This window comes from Pseudomonas sp. 3-2 (assembly GCF_019710535.1).
GTDB lineage: Bacteria > Pseudomonadota > Gammaproteobacteria > Pseudomonadales > Pseudomonadaceae > Aquipseudomonas > Aquipseudomonas pharyngis.
In genome coordinates, this window is sequence record NZ_CP081200.1 from 735,118 (window position 1) to 754,572 (window position 19,455).

The window sequence follows — 19,455 nt, forward strand, 5'->3', positions numbered from 1 at the left end:
CTTCAGTGAGCGGCACCGTTGAACCAGCCATCGGTGCGTCGCAGCCACCACGCCAGTCCCCCGAGTGTCAGGCTGCGCAGCACCATGAACAACAGGAACGAAATCCACAGGCCGTGATTGCCCAGACCTTGCAGCGCCCAAGCGACAGGCAGCAGCAGGATCACGGTGGCCAGCATGCCGTTGCGCATTTCCCGGGCGCGGGTGGCGCCGATAAACAGGCCGTCGAGCAAGTAGCTCCAGACCGCGATCAACGGCAGCACGGCCAGGTAGGGCAGGTAAATGAACGCGGTTTCGCGCACGCTCTGGATGTCGGTCTGCATTTCGATGAACAGGTGGCCGGCCAACAGAAACAGCGCGGCAAAGCCCAGGCTCGCGAGCAACGACCAGCCGCCGGCAACCACCAGCGAACGGCGCAGGGCCAGACGATCACGGGCGCCGATGGCGTGGCCGCACAGGGCTTCGACGGCGTGGGCCAGTCCGTCCAGTGCGTGGGCGGTCAGCAGGAGACCGTTGAGCAGCAGCGCGTTGGCCGCGACCGTGGCATCGCCCAGTCGCGCGCCCTGCACGGTGATCAGGAAAAACACCGATTGCAGAGCCAGGCTGCGGATGAAAATGTCGCGGTTGACCGCCAGCAGCGGACGCCAGCTCTGCCAGACTTTCAGAGCAGCCCAGGCGATGTGACCGGGATAGGCGCGCAATGCCTTGCGAGTCATCCACAGGCCGAGCAGGGCGCCGCTCCATTCGGCGATTACCGATGCGCGCGCCGAACCGACCACGCCCCAGTCCAGGCCGATGACGAACCACAGGTTGAGCACGATGTTGATCAGGTTGGTGCTCAGCAGAATCGCCAGCGGCGCCCGGGCATTCTGGGTGCCGAGGAACCAGCCGACCAGCGCATAACTGGCCAGCGCCGCCGGCAGCCCGAACAGGCGGGTGTGGAAGAAGTCACGGGTGAGTTGATCCAGCTCCGCCGACGGTTGCATGAAGTGCAGCGCGACCCCGCTCAGTGGTACACCCAGCGCCCCGAGCAGCAGCGCCAGCCCCATCGCCAACAACAGGCCTTGAAGCAATATCTGCCGCAAGGCCGCGCCGTCGCTGCGCCCGGCGGCCTGGGCGGCGAAGCCAGTAGTGCCCATGCGCAGAAAACCCATGGCCCAGGCCAGAAAGGTGTACAGGCTGGCGCCTACCGCCACCGCGCCCAGTTGATGGGCGTGGGGAAGGTGACCGATGACGGTGCTGTCGACCAGCGCCACCAGCGGCACGGAAATGTTGGACAGGATCATGGGGGCGGCGAGGGCCCAGACCCGGTGATGGGTCGGGCGGTCGCGCCAGTCGGCGATCAGGTTGGACATGCGGGCTCCTTGGGGAGCGGCATTGTAGCGGGAGGTGTCAGTGAATGATCCAGCTCAGCAGCCACAATCCCAGCAGCAACCAGATGATCCCGGCGATGATCGAGGCATTCATGAACGCGCGGATCGCCGACCACAACAGCATCAGACCGACGATCAGCGCGATGATGCTGATGATCGACGTGTCCATGCCCAGCGCCTTCGACAGCCCGTCGACAAAGTTGCCCCCGGCGTTGCCCAGCAGATTGAACAGGCCGCTGAGGCCGTCGACGATGAAGCGGATGATCGAGCCGAGCGCCTGGCCCAGCCATTCGAAAAAGCTTTCTACCTGCATGTCTGTTTCCTGATGAAAGAGCTGAGCCTTGGGCCGCAGCGGGTGCGGTCGAGTTCCCTGCAAGCATAGAGGGTTTTAACGGTCGACTGGCGCTTGCCTTCGCTCGGCATCCCCCCGAAGCTATACGCCTTCAGGAGAGCCCGATGAACCTTGTTGAACTGACCGAACGCCTGCACGCCATTCGCGACCGCAATGACTGGCGGCAATTTCACAGCCCGAAAAACCTGGCCATGGCTGCCAGCGTGGAAATGTCCGAGCTGGTGGAAATCTTCCAGTGGCTGACCGAAGACCAGTCGCGCGCACTGCCGGCGGACAAGCTGGCCCACGCCGGGCAGGAAGTCGGCGACATCGTCCTTTATCTGTTGCTGCTGTGCAGCGAACTGGGGCTGGACATGAATGAAGTGGTGCGCAGCAAACTCGCCGACAGCGAACGGCGGTTCAGCTGATGAGCGACCGTCATTTCGATCAACTGGCGACCCGTTTCGCCGAAAAAATCTACGGTGGCGCCAAAGGCGCGATCCGCCTCGCCGTGTTGCAGGCCGACCTCGCCGAAGCCTTGCCGGATCGTCCGTTGCGGGTGCTGGATATCGGTGGCGGGCTGGGCCACATGTCGCTGTGGCTGGCTGAACGCGGGCACGAGGTGACCTTCACCGAGCCGGCCGCACCGATGCTCGAAGGCGCCCGCCAGCGCTTTGCCGAAGCCGGGCAAAGCGCGACGTTCATTCAGGCGCCCTGGCAGGAACTGCTCGGCCAGCTCACCGAACCCTACGATCTGGTGCTGTGCCATGCGGTGCTGGAATGGCTGGCCGAACCCCACGCGATCCTGCCGGTGCTGCATCAGTTGACCAAGCCCGGCGGCTGGCTGTCGTTGGCGTTCTACAACCGCGATGCGCTGATTTACCGGAACCTGCTCAAAGGCCATTTCAAGAAAATGCGCAGGAACGACCTGGCCGGCGAAAAGCAGAGCCTGACCCCGCAGCAGCCACTCGATCCACGGGAACTGGCGACGCAACTCGCCGGGTTGTGGCAGGTCGAAACCCAGAGCGGGGTGCGGGTTTTCCACGATTACATGCCGGTGGAATTCCAGGCCCGCGCCGAGTTGATTGATTTGCTCGAGATGGAACTCGCCCACCGTCGTCACCCAAGCTTCGCCGGGCTTGGGCGCTACTTGCACTGGATCTGCCGGCCGATCTGATCGGAGCGAGATATGAAAGGTCATTCAGGGTTACTGCTGATCTGTCTGGGGTTGGCCGCCTGCCAGGGCAGCAACCCTTACGTGGCGCAGTCACGACCGTTGCCGCCGGCCCCACCGCAAGCGGCGACCACCTTCGACCGCAGCGCTTATCCCGCGCCGCCACGGGATTACGGGCGCTATCGCAGTTGGGCGTGGCTCAACGGTCAACTCCCACCGGGCACGGCCTGGGCGGATTCGGCGCAAGTGGCCGAGGCCGTCAGCAGTGCGCTGGACCAGCGCGGCCTGCGCCCGCTGCATGACAACCGCCCGGCCGATCTGCTGGTCAGTGCCAACCTGAGCCTGGAAACCCGCCTGCGTCAGGTGCAGGACGATTACGGTTACTACGGCGGCGGCTACGGCGGTTATGACCGTTACGGCCGGGGTTACGGGATGTACAACACGGTGCCGATCGTGCGTACCTATCAGGAGCAGGTCGTGGTGGTGCGGGTCGATCTGTTCGACGCCGGCAGTGGTCAACCGGTCTGGAGCGCCAGCGCCGAAACCGGTACCCAGGGTAAACAAAGTGATCGCACCGATGCGATTCGGGAGGCTGTCGAAAAGGCCATGTCGGCGTATCCTCCCGGTTAGCCTTCTGCAAATGAAAGCGCCCTCAGGTTCATGTCTTCCACCGGAGAAAAACCATGTTCCGCCGTCTTGCTTTACTGGTCGTTATCGCGCTGCTCAGTGCCTGCGCCTCGAACCAGGTCAATCATGATTTTGACGCCAGCCGCGACTTCGCCGCGTATCGCAGCTGGAGCTGGAAAGACCCCGCCCTGCAATACCGCCCCGATGATCCACGGATCAAGAGCGACCTGACCGAGCAGCGCATCCGTCAGGCCGTTGCCGATCAACTGGATCAGCGTGGCTTGCGCCCGGCCGCCTCGGGCGCCCGAGGCGATCTGTTTGTGCAGACCTACCTGATCGTCGAGGACCGTCAGCAACAGGTGACCACCAACTACGGCGGCGGTTGGGGTGGCCCGTGGAACGGTTACTGGGGCGCGCCGATGTACAACGAAACCCGCAACATCACCTACAAGGTGGCGACCATTCAGGTCGATCTGCTCGACGGCAAGGACGGCAAACTGGTGTGGCGCGGCAGCGACGAGCAAATGCTCAGCCGCACGCCGAACCCGGCGGATCGCAGCAATGCCATCCGCGAAACCGTGGCGCGGATCCTGTCCAACTATCCGCCGCGTTGAGTCTGTTGAAAAAAGTACGGGAGCCAGATGGCTCCCGTTTTTTATGGGCGGGTGAAAATGGCGCGTTGCCAGCAGTGTTGCCTGCGCGTGTCTACACTCTTACCCATCCATGGAGGTTGCGCCCGGCCGTGCGCCGGCAAAGGAGTGCGCCATGTCGCGTCATTCGCAGTGCGGCGGGCCAGCCCGGCAGCGGGGAGCCATCGGCCTGATGGCGGCCGCCACCCTCAGCCTGGCGCTGGTGTTGATGTTGCTGGTCGTGGACACCGGTCGCCTGTACATGGAGCAACGCAAACTGCAGCGCCTGGTGGACACCGCCGCCCTCGAAGCCGTCAGCCGAGGCGGCAACTGCCTGCCGGGCCTCACCGCGGCCAGTTACGCGGTGCAAAGCGCGACACGCAACGGGTTTGTCGCCAATGCCACCAACGTTCTTGTGATCGATTGCGGAAAGTTGGCGACAGCCGCCACCGGCCTGCGCACTTTTACGGTGGACGCCACGCAATCAGAGGCGGTCAAGGTCGCGGCCAACCGTACCGTCACCACCAGTTTTGCCGGCGGGGTGCAGGCGTTGTTCAGTGGCACACCCGTCAGTCTCAACACCGTGCTATACGCTTCGGCGGTGGCGGCCAAACCCAAGCCGACCGTCGCTCAATTGAACATCCGCAGCAACCTGGCCAGCATCAGTACCGCGCAATCGAACATCCTCAATCCACTGTTTTCCGGGCTGCTCGGCGGTAACGTCAACCTGACGGCCCTGGGCTGGGAAAGCCTGCTCAACACTGACATCAACCTGCTTGGCTACCTGAATCAACTGGCGATCAACCTCAACGTGGCTGCCGGCAATTACACCCAGTTGCTCAATACCCAGGCCACAGTGACGCAACTGATCCAGGCCGCGATTACGGCGGTCCAGCTCAACGGCGCCACTGCTGAAGTGATTACCGCGCTGGGCCAACTGCAAGTGGCGGCGATCAATGCCGCCCCGGTCAAGCTCGGCGACATCCTGCAATTGCAGACCGGCACCACGGCCGCCGGGCTGGATGCCAATCTGCAGTTGCTGCAACTGGTCCAGGGCGTGATTCAACTGGCCAACAGCAAAAGTGCGGTGGCCGCGACCCTGCCGATCAGCGTGCTGGGGCTGGCGAATGTCACGGTGCGGGTCAAAGTCATCGAGCCGCCGCAGTTTTCCGCGATCGGCGATCCGGCGCTGGCCAGGGCCAATCCCACCGGGCCGAACCGGATCTATGTGCGCACCGCGCAGATACGCACGCTGCTTTCGGTGAATCTGCCGGTACTGTCCGGGGTGACCGGGTTGGCCAACGCGGTACTCGGACTGGTTGGCACGCTGACACCGACCCTCAATGCACTGTTGAGCCTTAATCTGGTCGCCACATTGAATTCGGCCGGCTGCCTGCTCGGTGCCGGTTGTGAGCAACTGGACCCGAAGCTGTTGCCCTCGCCGCAGATCGACATCAGCCTGGACGCCGGTGGTGCTGTCAGTTATGTCACCGATTACAGTTGTCCGACCGGCAATGCCGGCACCAAAAGCCTGACGGCCCGCACCACCACCTCGATTGCCGATCTCAAACTGGGCAAGATCGACCCGACCAACGCCTTCTCTTCTGCCGCCCAACCCACCGTCACACCGTTGCCGCTGGTGGATCTGGGCACGGTGACCTGCCACAAGATTCTGGGGATCGGCAGCTGTGACCCGAGCACTCACGTGCCATACGGCGCCGGCGGTATTGCGCTCATGGTCAACACCAGCGTGGCGCAGAACACCCAGAACCTGGTGTTTTCCAGCGGTAATCCGTTCGCCACACCGCCCAACCTGAAACTGCCGCCAAGCGTGATTGCCGCCGCGCCCTCCGGCAACATCGTCAGCAGCCTGGCAAGCACCCTCGCCGGGATCAATCTGATCGTCTACAAACCCCAGGGCAGCAACCCGCTGGGCACGATTGTCACCGGCGTTGCCAGTCTGATCAGTGATGTCACGACGACTCTGCAACCGGTGATTACCAGCGTGGTGAGTCCGCTGCTGGATCCGCTGCTGAACAATTTGCTCAAGGGGCTGGGCATCAATCTGATGGACGTCGACGTAGGCGCCAACATGACCTGTGGCCAGACCGGCAAGGCCTATCTGGTGATCTAGTCGTCGGCGGCGATCGGCAGCTCGATGCAGAACCGTGCACCGTCCGCCGAGTTGCGCACACTGAGGTGGCCGCCCATGTTCTCGATGATCCCGTAACTCACCGACAACCCCAGGCCGGTGCCGACACCTATCGGTTTGGTGGTGAAGAACGGTTCGAAAATCCGCTCCAGCAAACGCGGGTCGATACCGCCGCCGTTGTCTTCGACCCACAGTCGCACGTGTTGCTCGTCGCGCTCCGCGTAGATTGAAATCCACGGTTTGAACGTCGAGTCGGACTCGCGTTTGCCCAGCAGCGCATCCCGGGCGTTGACCATCAGGTTGATCAGCACCTGTTCAAGCTGATCGACGTACCCGCGCACCTGAACCTCGAATGCGGTTTCACTGATACGCAGATCCACGCCTTTGCCGCGCATGCCTTCGGCCAGCAGCGACAGCGTGCCTTCGATGGCGCTGGCCGGGTTGAACAGCTGCTGCTCGATCTCGGAGCGGCGACCGAATACCCGCATGTGGTCCACCACTTTCGCGGCGCGCTGCACCTGCGCATCGATGCGATTGAGTTTGTCGGTCAGGTAATCGATCTGCGCATCGCCGTTGCTCAGGCGCTTCCGTACGTTGACGATGGCCATGCGCATCACGTTCAGCGGCTGATTGATTTCGTGGGCCAGGCCGGTGGCCATTTCGCCGAGGGTGGCCATTTTTGCGCTTTGCGTGAGTTGCTGTTGTGAGCGGCGCACTTCGGTGTTGTCACGGCCCACCGCCTGTACTTCGATCAGCTTTCCGTGTTCATCGAACACGCCGCGATCCGACCACACCCACCACGCATGTTCGCGCCCCGGTAATTGCAGGTTGATTTCGGCCGTGCTGACGGGAGATTGCGGGGTCAACTGCGCCAGGCGCTCAACGAAGGCCGCGCGCTGAACGTCGGACATCCAGCTGCCCAGATCGACCCCGGCCAGGGCTTCGGGGGCGCATTCCAGATAGGTCGCCAGCGGCCGGTTGCCGAACGTCAGGATCAGATCCGGGCGATAGCGGCAGATCATCGCCGGCGAGTCCTCCACCAGAATCCGGTAGCGTTCCTCACTCTGTCTGACCTGCTCGGCGGCCAGCGTCGCTTCGGTGACGTCCAGCCACAAGCCGACAGCTTCCACCGGCAGGCCGAGGTCGTTGCGCAACAGCCGGGCTTCGTCGAGCAGCCAGTGGTAATCGCCGCGACTGTCGCGCATGCGATAGCGGGCGCGCACCGAGCCTTCGCGCAGCAGCTGCCGGGTTCGCTCGAAATACAGGGCGCGGTCATCCGGGTGAATCCGCTCTGCCAGCGCACTGGCGTCGCAGTCTTCCAGGCTCCAGCCCAGCAACGGTTGCAGGCTGGCGCTGAAAAACGCCGGCAGCAAGGCGCCTTCGACGTAGTGCTGGACGTAAATCACCGCCGGCGAACTGGCGATCAGGTTGTCCAGCCGCGCATGGGCTGCGGCGGCCAGTTGCTGCTGGTTCTTGATGTCGCTGATGTCGAGCATGAAACCCACCAGCCGCCTGTGCTCGCCGGTGCCGGTGACTTGCCCCTGAAGGCGATACCACGCCGGCGTCTGGCTCGCGTCGCGAGCATGCAGGCGCACGCACAGGTCGAGGATTTCCCCTTGCATCTGCAGGGCTTGCAGGCGGCTGCGGACTTCTTCGCGATCGGCGGGATGGATCAGGCTCAGCCAGGCCTCGAGCGTCAGCGTCGAGCTGTCCTGTTGCAGGATGGCAGCCAGCGTCGGGGCCAGTTGAATCTGCTCGCTATGGCTGATTTCCCACCAGCCTGTGCCAAGCATTGTCTGCAACGACTCCAGCCGTTCCAGTTGCAGTTGATGCTGCTGCTCGCGCAAGCGACCGAGAAGGGGCCCGGCCAGGGCGCCTGCCAGCATCAGCCAGTCGCGATCGGCCAGATACGGCGCGGTCTTGTCCACCGCGTAAAAACCGCAGAGCAGCCACGCCATCACGCCCCGATCATCGCTGTAGGGCACGGCAAAACCTTCGGCATTGCCGAACAGCCCCTGGACCCTTGAGTGTTCGTACTGGCCGTAATGCTCACCCAGGCGCTGTGGGCCGGTGCCATTGAGGCTGTCGAGCGGCGTGCCCAGACGCTGGCCGTCGTGCCACAGCGCCGGGGCGTCATGGGCGTGGAACTGCTGATGGATCTGCCAGCCCTGTTCCTGCTCATCGAGCAGGGCGAGTGCCAGGCACGGAATCTGCCAGCGCTGGGCGATCACCTGCAATTGTTCGCTGACGAGCATCGGCAACCGTCCCAGGCTGCAGCTGCGCACCTGTTTGCTGATCTGCTCGGCGAGCATGTGGCACGCCTCGCGCTGATGCGCTTGCTGGCGTTCGGACAACAGGTCGGCAATGTCGATCAGTTGCAGCAGCCAGCCATCGCTCAGCGGCTGGACCCAGCCGCGCAGGTGCAAGGTCTGGTCGCCCAGACCGGGAAAATCCAGGTCCAGCAGTTGGCCTTGCCAGTCTTGCGGGCGGCCCTCGATCGCCAGCGTGCAGTGCGCCAGCAGGTAGTCGTGCAACGGCACCGGTTTGTCGCGGGGCGTCTGTTGCGCCAGCAGCAGGCGCAGCGGGCCGGCCATTTGCAACACGCCGCCGTCGTTGTCGAGGTGGATGTGCAGGCCCGTCAGCGGGGTCCCGAGTACGTCCGGCAAATCGCTGGCGACCATATTTCGCTTGAGCAGGCGGCCGAGCAGGTTGTCACCCGGAGTCAAAATTTCAGACTCGAAATGGCGGTCAGGTTGGCGGGCAGGCTGGGGACAGCGCCGACGCCCGGCAACACCAGAAAGGGGATGACCCGATTGAGCTTGCTCACCGGGTAATTGACGCTGACGGTGAGCGTGCCCTGGGCCGGGTCGTAGACCGTTGTCGTGTCCGTGCCGACCACCACGTTCAGCGACGACGGCAGCACCGACAATTGCTGGGTCAACGCGGCATTGGCGGTGCTGACCAGCACGCTTGCATAGTTGGGAACCGCGGGATCGACCGCCACGGCGCGGCGGATGGCTTCGGCGGTGACCTGGTTGAACGTCTGCATCAGCACGAACGGCAAGCTGTAGCTGACGAGGCCATAAAACACCGCGAAAAAGATCACGAACACCAAGGCGAACTCAATCGCCACCGCGCCTTTTTGCGCCTTCCGAGAGCCGGTTTTCATCCGTGCGTCTACCCTGACAGTCACTGCGTAGTATCAGCATAGAATCATTCAGCAAAAACGGACGGTTTTTACCGGATGCAAAGCCTTGTCCTTCTGATCTGGTTGACAGCGTGCGCGGCTCAGGATGCCCGGCAACGACGAATTGCCAACGTTTTGACCCTGGGTGTCGGGACGCTCGCGCTGGTCTATCTGCTGTCTTTCGGTACCACCTGGATGGGCGCCGAAGCCGGGCAGGGAGGCTGGGCCTGTGTCGTGGCCCTGGCATTCACGTTGCCCGGGTATTTCATGGGCCGAATGGGCGCCGGTGATGTGAAACTAATGACAGCTCTTGGTCTTGCGACGGACGGCGTCTCGCTGCTCGGGATTTTTATCGGCGCCGGTGCGGCGAGCCTGATCTGGATGCTGCTTGCGCCAAGAGTCTGGCTGCATATGAGTCAAGGGCTTAGGCACCGTCTTAGGTATATGGCGCCACCCGTGTCAAAAAAGCTGCCATTTGCGCCGTTCGTGCTGATCGGATTTGTGCTTGCACTACCTTGGATCCATTAGTCGCCAAGCGCCACTAGTCTTATGTACATAGTCGGAAAGTGGGTCTACCTTCAAAGTAACGAGTTATACAGCCAGCGGCTGACAGTACAGGAATGGTCAGTTTTTGGCCCGGGCATGGAGTGGCACGTGAACAAGCTTACATCTGCGGTAAAAGTCATCGTTGTCGATGATCAGCCTCTGATCGTCGAAGAACTCTGCGAGTTTCTCGAGAGCAGCGGCTATCGTTGTGTGCCGTGCGAGTCCAGCAAAGAGGCGATCGAGCGTTTTTCGGACGACACCGCGATCGGCCTGGTGCTGTGCGATCTGCACATGCCGGACATGGACGGCATTCAACTGGTGCAGGAACTGCAACGGCTGGCCGGCAAACACCGGGCGTTCGAAGCCATCATGCTCACCGGCCGCGCTGACAAGCAGGACGTGATCAAGGCCTTGCGCGCCGGGATTGCCGACTACTACCAGAAACCGGTCAATCTGGATGAATTGCTCGAAGGCCTGCAACGCCAGGAAGCGGTGCTGCAGGAGCGGCAGAAAACCCTGCAACTGGGCCATCTGAATCAAAAACTTCAGGACCTGTCGTCGTCCATCGATGATCTTTATCAGGATCTGGACAAGGTGCGTCGCGCGCCGGCGCCCGTCAGTGATGAGGCGCACCGTGAGGCCGGTGAGCTGGAAATCCCGGCGATCTTCAATCAGCTGTCGCCACGGCAACTGGACGTGGCGCGCCTGGTGGGCAAGGGGCAGACCAACTATCAGATTGCCTGTGAGCTGGGCATCACCGAAAACACGGTGAAGCTTTACGTTTCTCAGGTGCTACGCCTGACCCACATGCACAACCGCACGCAGTTGGCGCTGGCGTTATCGCCGGGCAATTCCGGTTTGCGCCAGCGGGTAACCGCACACTGAGACAGACTGCCGGGTAACCCATTTACCCGGCATTCACTTTCGGCTTGGGAAAAAGATTGTCCAGGGTTTCCAGCAGCCGCACGTGATAGATCGGCTTGCGGAACAGGTCCAGCACCTGCAACCGCAGCATGTCGCTCACGTCCTCCATGTCTGCATGCCCCGACGTCACGATCACCGGCAGATGCTGGCGCGAGGTGTGTTCGCGCAGACGCTTGATCAGCGACATGCCGCTTTCCTCCGGCATGCGCAGATCGGTGATTACCAGAGCGATATCGGGATGGCGGGTCAGGTGATGCAGGGCGAGTTTGACCGAGGTGGCGGTATGACAGACGAAGCCTTCGCCTTCCAGCAATTCCGCCAGTTCCAGCAACGCGTCCTCTTCGTCGTCAACCAGAAGCAACTGTTGGCGTGGGGAAGAAGACACGTTCATGGGCAGTACCTGAAAGCTGAGTGGTAGATCGAGTGTAGCCCGACATCAGCAAGGTGCTGGCGCAACCGTGCTGTGGATTATGGCGTTGGCCGGGTTTGCGTCGTGCCGCCCAGTGACACCAGAACGTTGTTGAAGATCGCCAGCATACGATCACCCAGCGGAGTGACGAAAACGACCACCACCACGGCGACCATGGCCACGACGATAGCGTATTCAATTGCCGAAGCCCCGTCCTCATGTTTGTAGAGCAGCAAAGCTCTGGCCATTAAATAATCAACGATCATTCGAAACATATGCCCACTCCTTTGCGCACCTGGCGCCGATGTCACAGCAGCGGCAAAGCGTTCGCCGTGCCATTTGAGCATTGTCAACAAAGCCCCACCCAACAACTGTAAGAACGGATTAGTCATAAAGGATTAGTCGCTTCGTCTCTCCCGCTATTTCGACTGCTAATTGGCCAACGCCCATACTTTCGTGGGTTATTTGTCTGTCAGTAATGGCGTTTTGGCTTGTTTCAGCTAGCGTGGAAATAGCGAAATAGTTGGATGTTCATAGCTGCCTGATTGCGATGTCCCTTTGTAGGAAGTACGGGCTGGTAGTGCAGCAGGAAAGGGAGAGCCGTCATGAACAGTCGTGTGACCATGGGCCTTGCAGCAGTGCTTTTACTGGGCGCCATCGTTGTCGGATATTGGGGCCTGGTGCTCAGCCGGCAGCCCGCTCCGGTGGCCGAGGCTCCCGCGCCGACGGTGGTCACCGTCGAAAAAACCGTCGCTGCCGCCGAAGACCAGACCCGCCAGCCGGTCGTGGTCCTGGTGCGTGACGTCCCGCCCTTCATCCCCCTGACTGCCGCCGATCTGGCCGTTGAAAAACTGCTCAGCGCCCCCGCCGGCAGTATCGGTACCCTCGAACAGGCCGTGGGCCGCACACCGTGGCGACACCTGAGCGCCGGCACCTGGCTCAACGAAGAAAGCTTCGAGGCCGGCGGCACACTGGCGCGCATGATCCACAGTGACGAGCGCGCGCTGGCGGTGTCGGTCGATGAAGTGATCGGCGCGGCCGGGCAGTTGATTCCCGGGGATTACGTCGACGTGCTGTTGTTCCTGCGCCAGGACGCCAGCAACCCGCAACAGTCGGCACAGATTGTGGTACCGGCCATGCGCGTGCTCGGTGTCGGCGAACAATACGGCCTGACCAACGACGGCCAGCCGTCCGCTCCCGCCATGAGTGCCGACGACAAGATCAAACAGGACCAGCGCCGGCTCACCGCGCGCACCGTGGTGCTGGCGGTGCCTGAGCAATTGTTGAGTCGAATGATGCTCGCCACCCAGGTCGGGACGTTGCGCCTGGCCGTGCGCAGCAGCGAAGAACAGCGCCTGGCCAAGTATTGGGCCGGCGAACGTCAGGCGCCGGACAAACTGGTGGCCGCCAACAGCCAACTCTTCCAGTTCACTCAGTTGGCGCTGGGGACCGCGCCGAAAACCGCGCCCGGCAGCGACCACAGCAGTGCGATACGGCCCGCGGTGGAAGTGATTCGCGGCAATCAGACCAACCCACAAAACCCATGACTGAGCAAGGATCCAAGTGCATGCAGAGTCGTTCCTGGCCGACCTTCAATCCCGTGCTCCGGGCCTTGCTGCTGATGGGACTGTCAATCAATGCCGCGCAGGCGGCCACCGGCAACTGCGCGGCCCTCGGGCGCTTGCCGCCAGTGATCGAAATCAACGAAGGCTGGCAGCAGGACATGCAATCACCTGTGGCGATCACGCGCCTGGCCATCGGCGATCCGAAAATCGCCGACGTGCATGCCAATGGCAACTCATCGTTTCTGCTCACCGCCGTGGCGCCGGGCGCTACCAGTCTGATGGTCTGGACCGGCTGCTCCAGCGAGCCGCGCCAGAGCATGGTGTTCGTCAAGGGCGCCGCCACCTCGGCCCTCACCAACACCGGTGCGCTGCCGTCGGATGATGCGCTGTTGCCCTCGCAGGTACAGACCGACATTCGTTTTGTCGAAGTCAGCCGCACCAAACTCAAACAGGCCTCCGCTTCGCTGATCGGCACCCGCGGCAATTTCCTGTTCGGTTCCCCCGGCACGTTGCCGCCCATCGACGGTGTCCCGCAACCGCGATTGCCGGTGGACAACTCGCTGTTCAACTTCTCGTGGATCGGCGGCAAGACCATGGCGATCATCAATGCCCTCGAGGGCAGCGGCTTCGCCTACACCCTGGCGCGGCCAAGTCTGGTGGCCCTCAACGGGCAAAGCGCAAGCTTCCTCGCGGGCGGGCAGATTCCGATTCCGGTGCCCAGCTCCGGCAGCGACAACGTGTCGATCGAATACAAGGAATTCGGCATCCGCCTGACCCTGACGCCCACCATCATCAGCCACGATCGCATCGCCTTGAAAGTGGCGCCGGAAGTCAGCGAACTGGATTTCAGCAACGCGGTGAACATCGCCGGCACCACCGTGCCGGCCCTGACCATCCGCCGCACCGACACCAGCATTTCCCTCGCCGATGGCGAGAGTTTTGTCATCAGCGGGTTGATCAGCACCAGCAACAGTTCACAGGTCGACAAGTTTCCGGGGCTGGGCGATATCCCGGTGCTCGGTGCTTTTTTCAAGAGCTCGCAGATCAAGCGCGAAGAGCGAGAGCTGCTGATGATCGTCACCCCGCACCTGGTGCGCCCGCTCTCGGCGGAGGCGCAACTGCCGTCGTTGCCGGGTGAAAAACTGCGTAACTACGACCCGAATTTCTACCGCATGTTTTTCCTGGAAAACGGTAACTTCGACAAGCGCAGCGGGTTGTCCCAATGAGCCAGAGCCTGAGTCAGACCTTCCTCGCCATCACCCGCAACAACACCGATCTGGAGTGGCTGCAAAGCGCGCTTGCGCCGTTGGGCCAGGTGGTCAGTGCCGGTGGCGGCAGCCTCGACGAATTGCTCGCGCTGGTGGACGTCACCTTCGCCAGCCTGGTGTTCGTCGGCCTCGACCGGGAACACGTGGTGGCCCAGAGCGCGCTGATCGAAGGCGCGCTGGAGGCCAAGCCGATGCTGGCGATCGTTGCGCTTGGCGACGGCATGGACAACCAGCTTGTACTCAATGCGATGCGCGCCGGGGCCCGGGATTTCGTCGCCTACGGTTCGCGCTCCAGCGAAGTGGCCGGGCTGGTGCGCCGCTTGAGCAAACGCCTGCCGCCGGTGACCCACAACGCGCAACTGGGCGGCCTGACGGTGTTGTACGGCGTACAGAGCAGTTCCGACGGCGCACTGCTGGCCAACCATATGGCACTGGTGGTGCAAAAGAGCGGGCAGCAGACGCTGCTGCTGGACCTCGGGCTGCCACGTGGCGACAGTCTGGCGTTGCTGGGGCTGGAAAGTTCGTTCCACTTCGGCGATGCCTTGCGCCACCTGCGCAGGCTCGACGCCACGCTCATCGACAGTGCCTTCACCAGCGCCGAAGCGGGGCTGCGGATTCTGGCGTACGCCGACAATGACGCACCACTGGAAAGCACCAGCGCCGCCGAGCTGTTCATGTTGCTCAGCGCCTTGCGCCAGCACTTCCAGCACATCGTCGTGAACCTCACCGGCCAGCCTGACAGCGAAGCCCTGCGGACCTTTGTCAGCCATTGCGACAAGCTGATCTGGTACACCGACCAGAGCGTGCTCGATTGCCGGCGCAATCTGGCGGTATTCAATCTGTGGCGGGAAAAAGGCATGAAGCTCGATCACGGGCGGCTGTTGGTCGACCGCTATCTGAGCAACGTTGCGCCAGATGCGGACACTCTCGGCAAGACCTTCAACCTGGAAGTGATCGCGGTGCTGACCTTGAGTCCGGAACTGCGCATGAACGCCAAGAACCAGGGCGTCAGCCTGTTTGAACTGGCGCCCAGGGAAAAACTCACCCAGAGCCTGCGGGTACTCGGCGAACGGCTGGCCAAGCGCTCCGAAGGTCTGGCCAAACCCAAGGTCACCTGGTTCGACCGGCTGCGAGGCACCTCATGAGCCCGGAAAAACTTTTCGGTGCACCGGCGCGGGGCCAGTCGGGCAACACCGACCACGAAGGCCTGAAACTGGTGCTGCATCGCTACATCATCGATGCCATCGAGGAGTCCGGGAAAAACCTGCTGGAAGGCTCGCGGCAGTTGCTGGCGCAATTTGTGACCGACAAGGTCGCCGAATACATCGCCCGTCTGCACCTGGCGATTTCCCGTTACGAGATGGAGCGGCTGGGGGAAGAAATCGTCGATGAGCTGACCGGCTTCGGTCCGCTGGAAGTCTTGCTGCGCGACACCGCCGTCACCGAAATCCTGGTCAACGGCCCGCATCGGGTGTTCGTCGAGCGTGACGGGGTACTGCATCAGAGTGACCTGCGCTTTATCGATGCGCACCACGTCGAACGGGTCATGCAGCGCATTCTTGCGCCGCTCGGTCGGCGGCTGGACGAGTCTTCGCCGATGGTCGATGCGCGCCTGCCCGACGGCAGCCGCGTCAACGCGATCATCCCGCCGATCGCCCTCGACGGCCCGTGCCTGTCGATTCGAAAATTCCGCAAGGACATGCTCAAGAGCAGCGACCTGATTGCGATGCAGACCATCGACCTGCCGATTTTCGAGTGTTTCCAGGAGGCCGTGGGCAAGCGCTGCAACATCCTGATCAGCGGCGGCACGGGCACCGGCAAGACCACGCTGCTGAACATTCTCAGCCAATTGATCAACCCCCACGAACGACTGGTGACCATCGAAGACGTCGCCGAACTGCAACTCGGCCACCCTCACGTGGTGCGTCTGGAAACCCGGCCGCCGAATGCCGAGGGCCATGGCGAGGTCAAGGCCTGCGACCTGATCCGCAACGCCCTGCGGATGCGCCCGGACCGGATCATTCTCGGCGAGATCCGTGGCGTTGAAGTGCTCGACGTGCTGACAGCGATGAACACCGGTCACGACGGTTCGATGAGCACGGTCCACGCCAACAATGCCCAGGATGCGTTGCTGCGCCTGGAAACCCTGGTCGGCCTGACCGGCCGCACGGTGGCCGAACGCACCCTGCGGCAGATGATCTGTGCGGCGCTCGACGTGATCATTCAGTTGACCCGCATGCCTGACGGCCGCCGCTGTGTCAGTGAAGTGGTGGAAGTGGTCGGCGTGCGCGAAGACGTCTACGTGACCAATACTCTGTTCCGTCTGGATCGACGCAGCGGTTTCGGCTTCCTGCGCGAAGCGGTCAACCCGGCCGGCGACAAGTTGCGGCGCGAGTCGAGTCTGGGCTGAACGCATGGAGCCTTCGTCATGATCGGACCGGTGATCCTGATTGTCCTTTGCCTGTTGCTGCTGGGGTTGTCGATTCGCCTGTTCCTGCAGGGCGTGCGCAAGACTGCCAACGAACGGGTGCTCTCTCGCCTCGCCGTCGGACAACCGCAAGCAACGGCCGAAAAAAACTCGTGGACCGGTCTGGAGCGGATGTTCCTGCGGGCAGGCCTTGGCCGGCCGAGCGAGCGATTCGGGCTTTGGCTGTCGTTGTGGGTCGTGGGCATGATGCTGGGTTATCTGCTGGCCGACTGGATCGGTCTGCTGGTGCTGATACTGGCGCCGCCGCTGATTTTGCGCTTGTACATCGCCTGGCTGTATCGACGCCGGCTCAATCGGATGATCGAACAGTTACCGCAGTTGCTCGACCACACCGTGCGCAGCCTCAAGTCCGGCCGGACCCTGAGCGATGCAGTGATGGGCGGTATCGAAGCCAGTGAGGACCCGCTGAAAGCCGCGATGGGCCGGGTGCAACGCAACGTGCAGCTGGGGGTGAACCTCCCGGACGCGGTCAGCGATTTCGCCGAGCTCTACGAGCAAGACGAACTGCGCATGTTCGCCCTGGGCCTGAAGGTCAACCATCGCTACGGCGGCAACGCCAGCGAGTTGCTGGAGAACCTGATCAAACTGATTCGCGAACGTGACCAGGGTGCCCGGCAACTGCGTGCGCTGACCGGCGAAACGCGGATGACCGCGTGGGTACTCGGATCGCTGCCGGTGATCCTGGTCAGTTACTTCATGCTGACCAATCCCGGCTACATGCTCGGCATGTGGAACGACTCCGGCGGTCGGACCATGCTGATTGTCGCGGTGGTGTTGCAGGTCTCCGGTTGCCTGGCGCTGTGGCGCATGCTGAGGAGTGTCTGACATGCTGATGCTGGCCAGTCTCATGCTGTTGCTCGGGGCGTTGTTGCTGGTCGGCAACCACCTGCTGACCGAGCGGCGTCGAGTGCGTCAGGTCAACCAGCGTCTGCAGGGCCACCTGGTGCGCGAGAACCGTTTCGCCAACTGGCTGCGGGCACTGGGCAGCAGCCGGTTCGGCCAGCGCTCGGTGAGCATCGACAGTGAAACCCAGACCCTGCTCAGCCGGCTCGGCTGGCGCCGGGCCAGCGAGCGCTCGCTGTTTGCCGCCTGCCAGATCGGCACGCCGCTGCTGACGCTGGGGCTGGGCGTGTTTCTGAAAGAGGTGTTTTTCCCCCTCGCACCCAACGGCTGGCTGGTGCCGATGATCGCCACCGGCGTCGGCTATCTGCTGCCCAAACGCCTGCTGGCGTATGCCGCTGCCCGTCGGCAGAAAATCATTGCGGTGGAAGTGTCGACGTTCATTCCGCTGCTGCGGATCCTGTTCGAGTCCGGCATGGCCGTCGAGCAGGCCCTGCGTGTACTCAGCAGCGAGGGGCAAAAACTGCTGCCGGAACTGACCGGCGAACTGCGTCTGATCCTGGCCCGTGTCGACTCGGGTCTGGAACTCGGACAAGAGTTGAACAAGGCGGCCGCGATGCTGGCGGTGGATGAGTTCACCGACACCTGCGTGATCCTGCAGCAACTGATTCAACAGGGCGGCGGCGCGATGAAATCGTTGCTGACGCTCAAGCAGTTGCTGGATGACCGACGCCTGACACGCTTGCAGGAATACATCTCGAAGATGTCGGCAAAGATGTCGGTGGTCATGATGCTGCTGCTTTTTCCGGCCTTACTGATCGTTTTGGCGGGCCCCGGTTTTACCGCAATCACCCGGGCGTTTGCGTCCTGACAATGACAATGACAACGACAATGGCGATGGAGAGCGATTGATGAAAGCACTGATGGTCATGGCTAGCCTGTTGCTGCTCGGCGGTTGCGCAACCGACGGTCAGGCACCGTGGACGACGATGCTGGCGCCGGCCAGCTGCAGCAAGTTGAGCTCCGAACAGGAGCTGTCGCTGAACCTCGCCGATGATCTGGTCAACGACGGCAAGCTGCACGCCAGCCTGGCCAATCTGCAGGGTCTGCCCGACAACCTCGTCGAGGTGCGGCTGCGCAAGGCCAAGGTCTATCGCCTGCTGGGTCGCAGTGAAGCGGAGCCGTTGTATCGCAGTCTGCTGGGCACATGCCTGAACGCCGACGCCGAACATGGCCTGGGCCAGTTGTACGCCGCCCGTGGTGACAACGGCCAGGCGCAGGCCCACCTGCAACGGGCGGCGCGGCTGGCGCCGACCAATGAAAACATCCGCAATGATCTGGGCGTGGTGTACCTCAATCAGCTGCGGCTCGAGGACGCTCGTTTCGAGTTCCTCACCGCCATCGAGCTGAAGCAGAACAATCAGTTGGCGACGCTGAATCTGGTGACCCTGCTGCTCTACCAGAACAACTGGCAGCAAGCCGCCGAAGTGGTCAGCCGCGCGCACCTGACCCCGGAGCAGTTCAGCGATGCCCAGGCGCGTGCGGAGAAACTCAAGTCGCCGGTCAGAGCCAGACCCGTCGCTGGCAATCAGGTCGCGGTGGCGATTGATGCGCAACCGGCGATCAAGTGAGCCTCAAGGAGATGCCATGAACACGTTCAAGACCCTGTGTTGCCTGAGCCTGTTGAGTCTGCCGCTCGGCGCGCTGGCCATCGACGCCGGCCCGGCATCGGCACAGCAGCAGGAAACCGAAGGCTGGCTGTTGCTGCAAAGCCGCAACAAGGCCGCGTCCCCCGATCCGCAGGCGGCCACGGCCACCGAGCGTGAGCTGGCGATGCAGCGCTGGTTGAAGAAGTACAAATATGAAATCCCCGATTTCTACGACCCGGATGCCGGGGGCAAGATCGAGACGAATAACTAGCTCGTCGCAGGCAACCGGCGTTGCC

21 protein-coding genes are annotated in these 19,455 nt (G+C 62.6%); 15 read left to right on the plus strand and 6 right to left on the minus strand.

The genetic code is table 11. The features are described 5' to 3' along the window. Positions 1-2: 2 nt before the first annotated feature. Positions 3-1,352, minus strand: coding sequence for an MATE family efflux transporter (locus K3819_RS03170; RefSeq protein ID WP_221398611.1), 1,350 nt, complete (start codon positions 1,350-1,352; stop codon positions 3-5). Between the two features lie 37 nt (positions 1,353-1,389). Next, positions 1,390-1,683, minus strand: coding sequence for a hypothetical protein (locus K3819_RS03175; RefSeq protein ID WP_007951010.1), 294 nt, complete (start codon positions 1,681-1,683; stop codon positions 1,390-1,392). Positions 1,684-1,826: 143 nt separating this feature from the next. Between K3819_RS03175 and K3819_RS03180 the strand changes: the two genes are divergently transcribed. The 5 genes from K3819_RS03180 to K3819_RS03200 all read left to right on the plus strand — a co-directional run bounded on the left by K3819_RS03180 (position 1,827) and on the right by K3819_RS03200 (position 6,265). Then, a complete protein-coding gene (locus tag K3819_RS03180) occupies positions 1,827-2,129 on the plus strand; it encodes a MazG-like family protein (protein ID WP_085610997.1) in 303 nt (100 codons plus the stop codon). After that, positions 2,129-2,878: a methyltransferase gene (locus K3819_RS03185; RefSeq protein WP_221398612.1), complete on the plus strand. Its 750-nt coding sequence runs from the start codon at positions 2,129-2,131 to the stop codon at positions 2,876-2,878. The genes K3819_RS03180 and K3819_RS03185 overlap by 1 nt, the downstream gene beginning before the upstream one ends. Positions 2,879-2,890: 12 nt before the next feature. After that, positions 2,891-3,505, plus strand: coding sequence for a DUF4136 domain-containing protein (locus K3819_RS03190; RefSeq protein WP_221398613.1), 615 nt, complete (start codon positions 2,891-2,893; stop codon positions 3,503-3,505). Between the two features lie 53 nt (positions 3,506-3,558). After that, complete coding sequence (locus tag K3819_RS03195; protein WP_085610996.1) at positions 3,559-4,116, plus strand: DUF4136 domain-containing protein; 558 nt, start codon at positions 3,559-3,561, stop codon at positions 4,114-4,116. A gap of 151 nt (positions 4,117-4,267) precedes the next feature. Continuing rightward, positions 4,268-6,265, plus strand: a complete 1,998-nt coding sequence (locus K3819_RS03200; protein WP_221398614.1) for a pilus assembly protein TadG-related protein — start codon at positions 4,268-4,270, stop codon at positions 6,263-6,265. Here the strand turns inward: K3819_RS03200 and K3819_RS03205 are convergent. After that, complete coding sequence (locus tag K3819_RS03205) at positions 6,262-9,009, minus strand: ATP-binding protein (protein WP_221398615.1); 2,748 nt, start codon at positions 9,007-9,009, stop codon at positions 6,262-6,264. The genes K3819_RS03200 and K3819_RS03205 overlap by 4 nt on opposite strands. After that, complete coding sequence (locus tag K3819_RS03210; RefSeq protein ID WP_064593254.1) at positions 9,006-9,452, minus strand: TadE/TadG family type IV pilus assembly protein; 447 nt, start codon at positions 9,450-9,452, stop codon at positions 9,006-9,008. Before K3819_RS03210 ends, K3819_RS03205 begins: the two co-directional genes overlap by 4 nt. Positions 9,453-9,527: 75 nt before the next feature. On the opposite strand from K3819_RS03210, the gene K3819_RS03215 reads away from it, so the two are divergent. Both K3819_RS03215 and K3819_RS03220 read left to right on the plus strand, forming a co-directional pair. Next, positions 9,528-9,998 (plus strand): prepilin peptidase, encoded by a 471-nt coding sequence (locus tag K3819_RS03215; RefSeq protein ID WP_221398616.1) that lies wholly within the window; start codon positions 9,528-9,530, stop codon positions 9,996-9,998. Positions 9,999-10,124: 126 nt separating this feature from the next. After that, a complete protein-coding gene (locus tag K3819_RS03220; RefSeq protein ID WP_085611236.1) occupies positions 10,125-10,901 on the plus strand; it encodes a response regulator transcription factor in 777 nt (258 codons plus the stop codon). Positions 10,902-10,923: 22 nt separating this feature from the next. Here K3819_RS03220 and K3819_RS03225 read toward each other — a convergent pair whose 3' ends face one another. Beyond that, positions 10,924-11,331, minus strand: coding sequence for a response regulator (locus K3819_RS03225; RefSeq protein ID WP_007958451.1), 408 nt, complete (start codon positions 11,329-11,331; stop codon positions 10,924-10,926). Between the two features lie 77 nt (positions 11,332-11,408). Beyond that, positions 11,409-11,615, minus strand: a complete 207-nt coding sequence (locus K3819_RS03230; RefSeq protein ID WP_039772511.1) for a Flp family type IVb pilin — start codon at positions 11,613-11,615, stop codon at positions 11,409-11,411. 339 nt (positions 11,616-11,954) lie between these two features. Between K3819_RS03230 and cpaB the strand changes: the two genes are divergently transcribed. From cpaB to K3819_RS03270, 8 genes are read left to right on the plus strand one after another with little or no spacing between them, the layout of a single operon-like run. Then, a complete protein-coding gene (gene cpaB / locus K3819_RS03235; RefSeq protein ID WP_221398617.1) occupies positions 11,955-12,896 on the plus strand; it encodes a Flp pilus assembly protein CpaB in 942 nt (313 codons plus the stop codon). A 20-nt stretch (positions 12,897-12,916) separates the two neighbouring features. Continuing rightward, positions 12,917-14,140 (plus strand): type II and III secretion system protein family protein, encoded by a 1,224-nt coding sequence (locus K3819_RS03240; RefSeq protein ID WP_085610991.1) that lies wholly within the window; start codon positions 12,917-12,919, stop codon positions 14,138-14,140. Beyond that, the gene (locus K3819_RS03245) at positions 14,137-15,327 is read left to right on the plus strand and encodes a pilus assembly protein (protein WP_221398618.1); all 1,191 of its coding nucleotides are present in this window, start codon (positions 14,137-14,139) and stop codon (positions 15,325-15,327) included. Before K3819_RS03240 ends, K3819_RS03245 begins: the two co-directional genes overlap by 4 nt. Beyond that, positions 15,324-16,592, plus strand: a complete 1,269-nt coding sequence (locus K3819_RS03250; RefSeq protein WP_221398619.1) for a CpaF family protein — start codon at positions 15,324-15,326, stop codon at positions 16,590-16,592. The genes K3819_RS03245 and K3819_RS03250 overlap by 4 nt, the downstream gene beginning before the upstream one ends. An 18-nt stretch (positions 16,593-16,610) precedes the next feature. After that, positions 16,611-17,495 carry a type II secretion system F family protein gene (locus K3819_RS03255; RefSeq protein WP_221398620.1) on the plus strand — a complete coding sequence of 295 codons (885 nt, stop codon included), beginning with the start codon at positions 16,611-16,613 and terminating at the stop codon, positions 17,493-17,495. A 1-nt stretch (position 17,496) separates the two neighbouring features. Continuing rightward, a complete protein-coding gene (locus tag K3819_RS03260; protein ID WP_085610987.1) occupies positions 17,497-18,381 on the plus strand; it encodes a type II secretion system F family protein in 885 nt (294 codons plus the stop codon). A gap of 40 nt (positions 18,382-18,421) precedes the next feature. Beyond that, positions 18,422-19,141 (plus strand): tetratricopeptide repeat protein, encoded by a 720-nt coding sequence (locus tag K3819_RS03265; protein ID WP_064593262.1) that lies wholly within the window; start codon positions 18,422-18,424, stop codon positions 19,139-19,141. Between the two features lie 16 nt (positions 19,142-19,157). Further along, positions 19,158-19,430 carry a DUF3613 domain-containing protein gene (locus K3819_RS03270; RefSeq protein ID WP_039772498.1) on the plus strand — a complete coding sequence of 91 codons (273 nt, stop codon included), beginning with the start codon at positions 19,158-19,160 and terminating at the stop codon, positions 19,428-19,430. Positions 19,431-19,455: the final 25 nt, after the last annotated feature.

Bases quoted from the DNA above. Each gene is read 5' to 3' on its own strand.
- K3819_RS03180 (WP_085610997.1), top strand. From the start codon at position 1,827: ATGAACCTTGTTGAACTGACCGAACGCCTGCACGCCATTCGCGACCGC.
- K3819_RS03270 (WP_039772498.1), top strand. From the start codon at position 19,158: ATGAACACGTTCAAGACCCTGTGTTGCCTGAGCCTGTTGAGTCTGCCG.
- K3819_RS03170 (WP_221398611.1), bottom strand. From the start codon at position 1,352: ATGTCCAACCTGATCGCCGACTGGCGCGACCGCCCGACCCATCACCGG.
- cpaB (WP_221398617.1), top strand. From the start codon at position 11,955: ATGAACAGTCGTGTGACCATGGGCCTTGCAGCAGTGCTTTTACTGGGC.
- K3819_RS03265 (WP_064593262.1), top strand. From the start codon at position 18,422: ATGAAAGCACTGATGGTCATGGCTAGCCTGTTGCTGCTCGGCGGTTGC.
- K3819_RS03215 (WP_221398616.1), top strand. From the start codon at position 9,528: ATGCAAAGCCTTGTCCTTCTGATCTGGTTGACAGCGTGCGCGGCTCAG.
- K3819_RS03250 (WP_221398619.1), top strand. From the start codon at position 15,324: ATGAGCCCGGAAAAACTTTTCGGTGCACCGGCGCGGGGCCAGTCGGGC.
- K3819_RS03175 (WP_007951010.1), bottom strand. From the start codon at position 1,683: ATGCAGGTAGAAAGCTTTTTCGAATGGCTGGGCCAGGCGCTCGGCTCG.
- K3819_RS03185 (WP_221398612.1), top strand. From the start codon at position 2,129: ATGAGCGACCGTCATTTCGATCAACTGGCGACCCGTTTCGCCGAAAAA.
- K3819_RS03260 (WP_085610987.1), top strand. From the start codon at position 17,497: ATGCTGATGCTGGCCAGTCTCATGCTGTTGCTCGGGGCGTTGTTGCTG.
- K3819_RS03230 (WP_039772511.1), bottom strand. From the start codon at position 11,615: ATGATCGTTGATTATTTAATGGCCAGAGCTTTGCTGCTCTACAAACAT.
- K3819_RS03210 (WP_064593254.1), bottom strand. From the start codon at position 9,452: ATGAAAACCGGCTCTCGGAAGGCGCAAAAAGGCGCGGTGGCGATTGAG.
- K3819_RS03225 (WP_007958451.1), bottom strand. From the start codon at position 11,331: ATGAACGTGTCTTCTTCCCCACGCCAACAGTTGCTTCTGGTTGACGAC.
- K3819_RS03195 (WP_085610996.1), top strand. From the start codon at position 3,559: ATGTTCCGCCGTCTTGCTTTACTGGTCGTTATCGCGCTGCTCAGTGCC.
- K3819_RS03190 (WP_221398613.1), top strand. From the start codon at position 2,891: ATGAAAGGTCATTCAGGGTTACTGCTGATCTGTCTGGGGTTGGCCGCC.
- K3819_RS03245 (WP_221398618.1), top strand. From the start codon at position 14,137: ATGAGCCAGAGCCTGAGTCAGACCTTCCTCGCCATCACCCGCAACAAC.
- K3819_RS03255 (WP_221398620.1), top strand. From the start codon at position 16,611: ATGATCGGACCGGTGATCCTGATTGTCCTTTGCCTGTTGCTGCTGGGG.
- K3819_RS03200 (WP_221398614.1), top strand. From the start codon at position 4,268: ATGTCGCGTCATTCGCAGTGCGGCGGGCCAGCCCGGCAGCGGGGAGCC.
- K3819_RS03240 (WP_085610991.1), top strand. From the start codon at position 12,917: ATGCAGAGTCGTTCCTGGCCGACCTTCAATCCCGTGCTCCGGGCCTTG.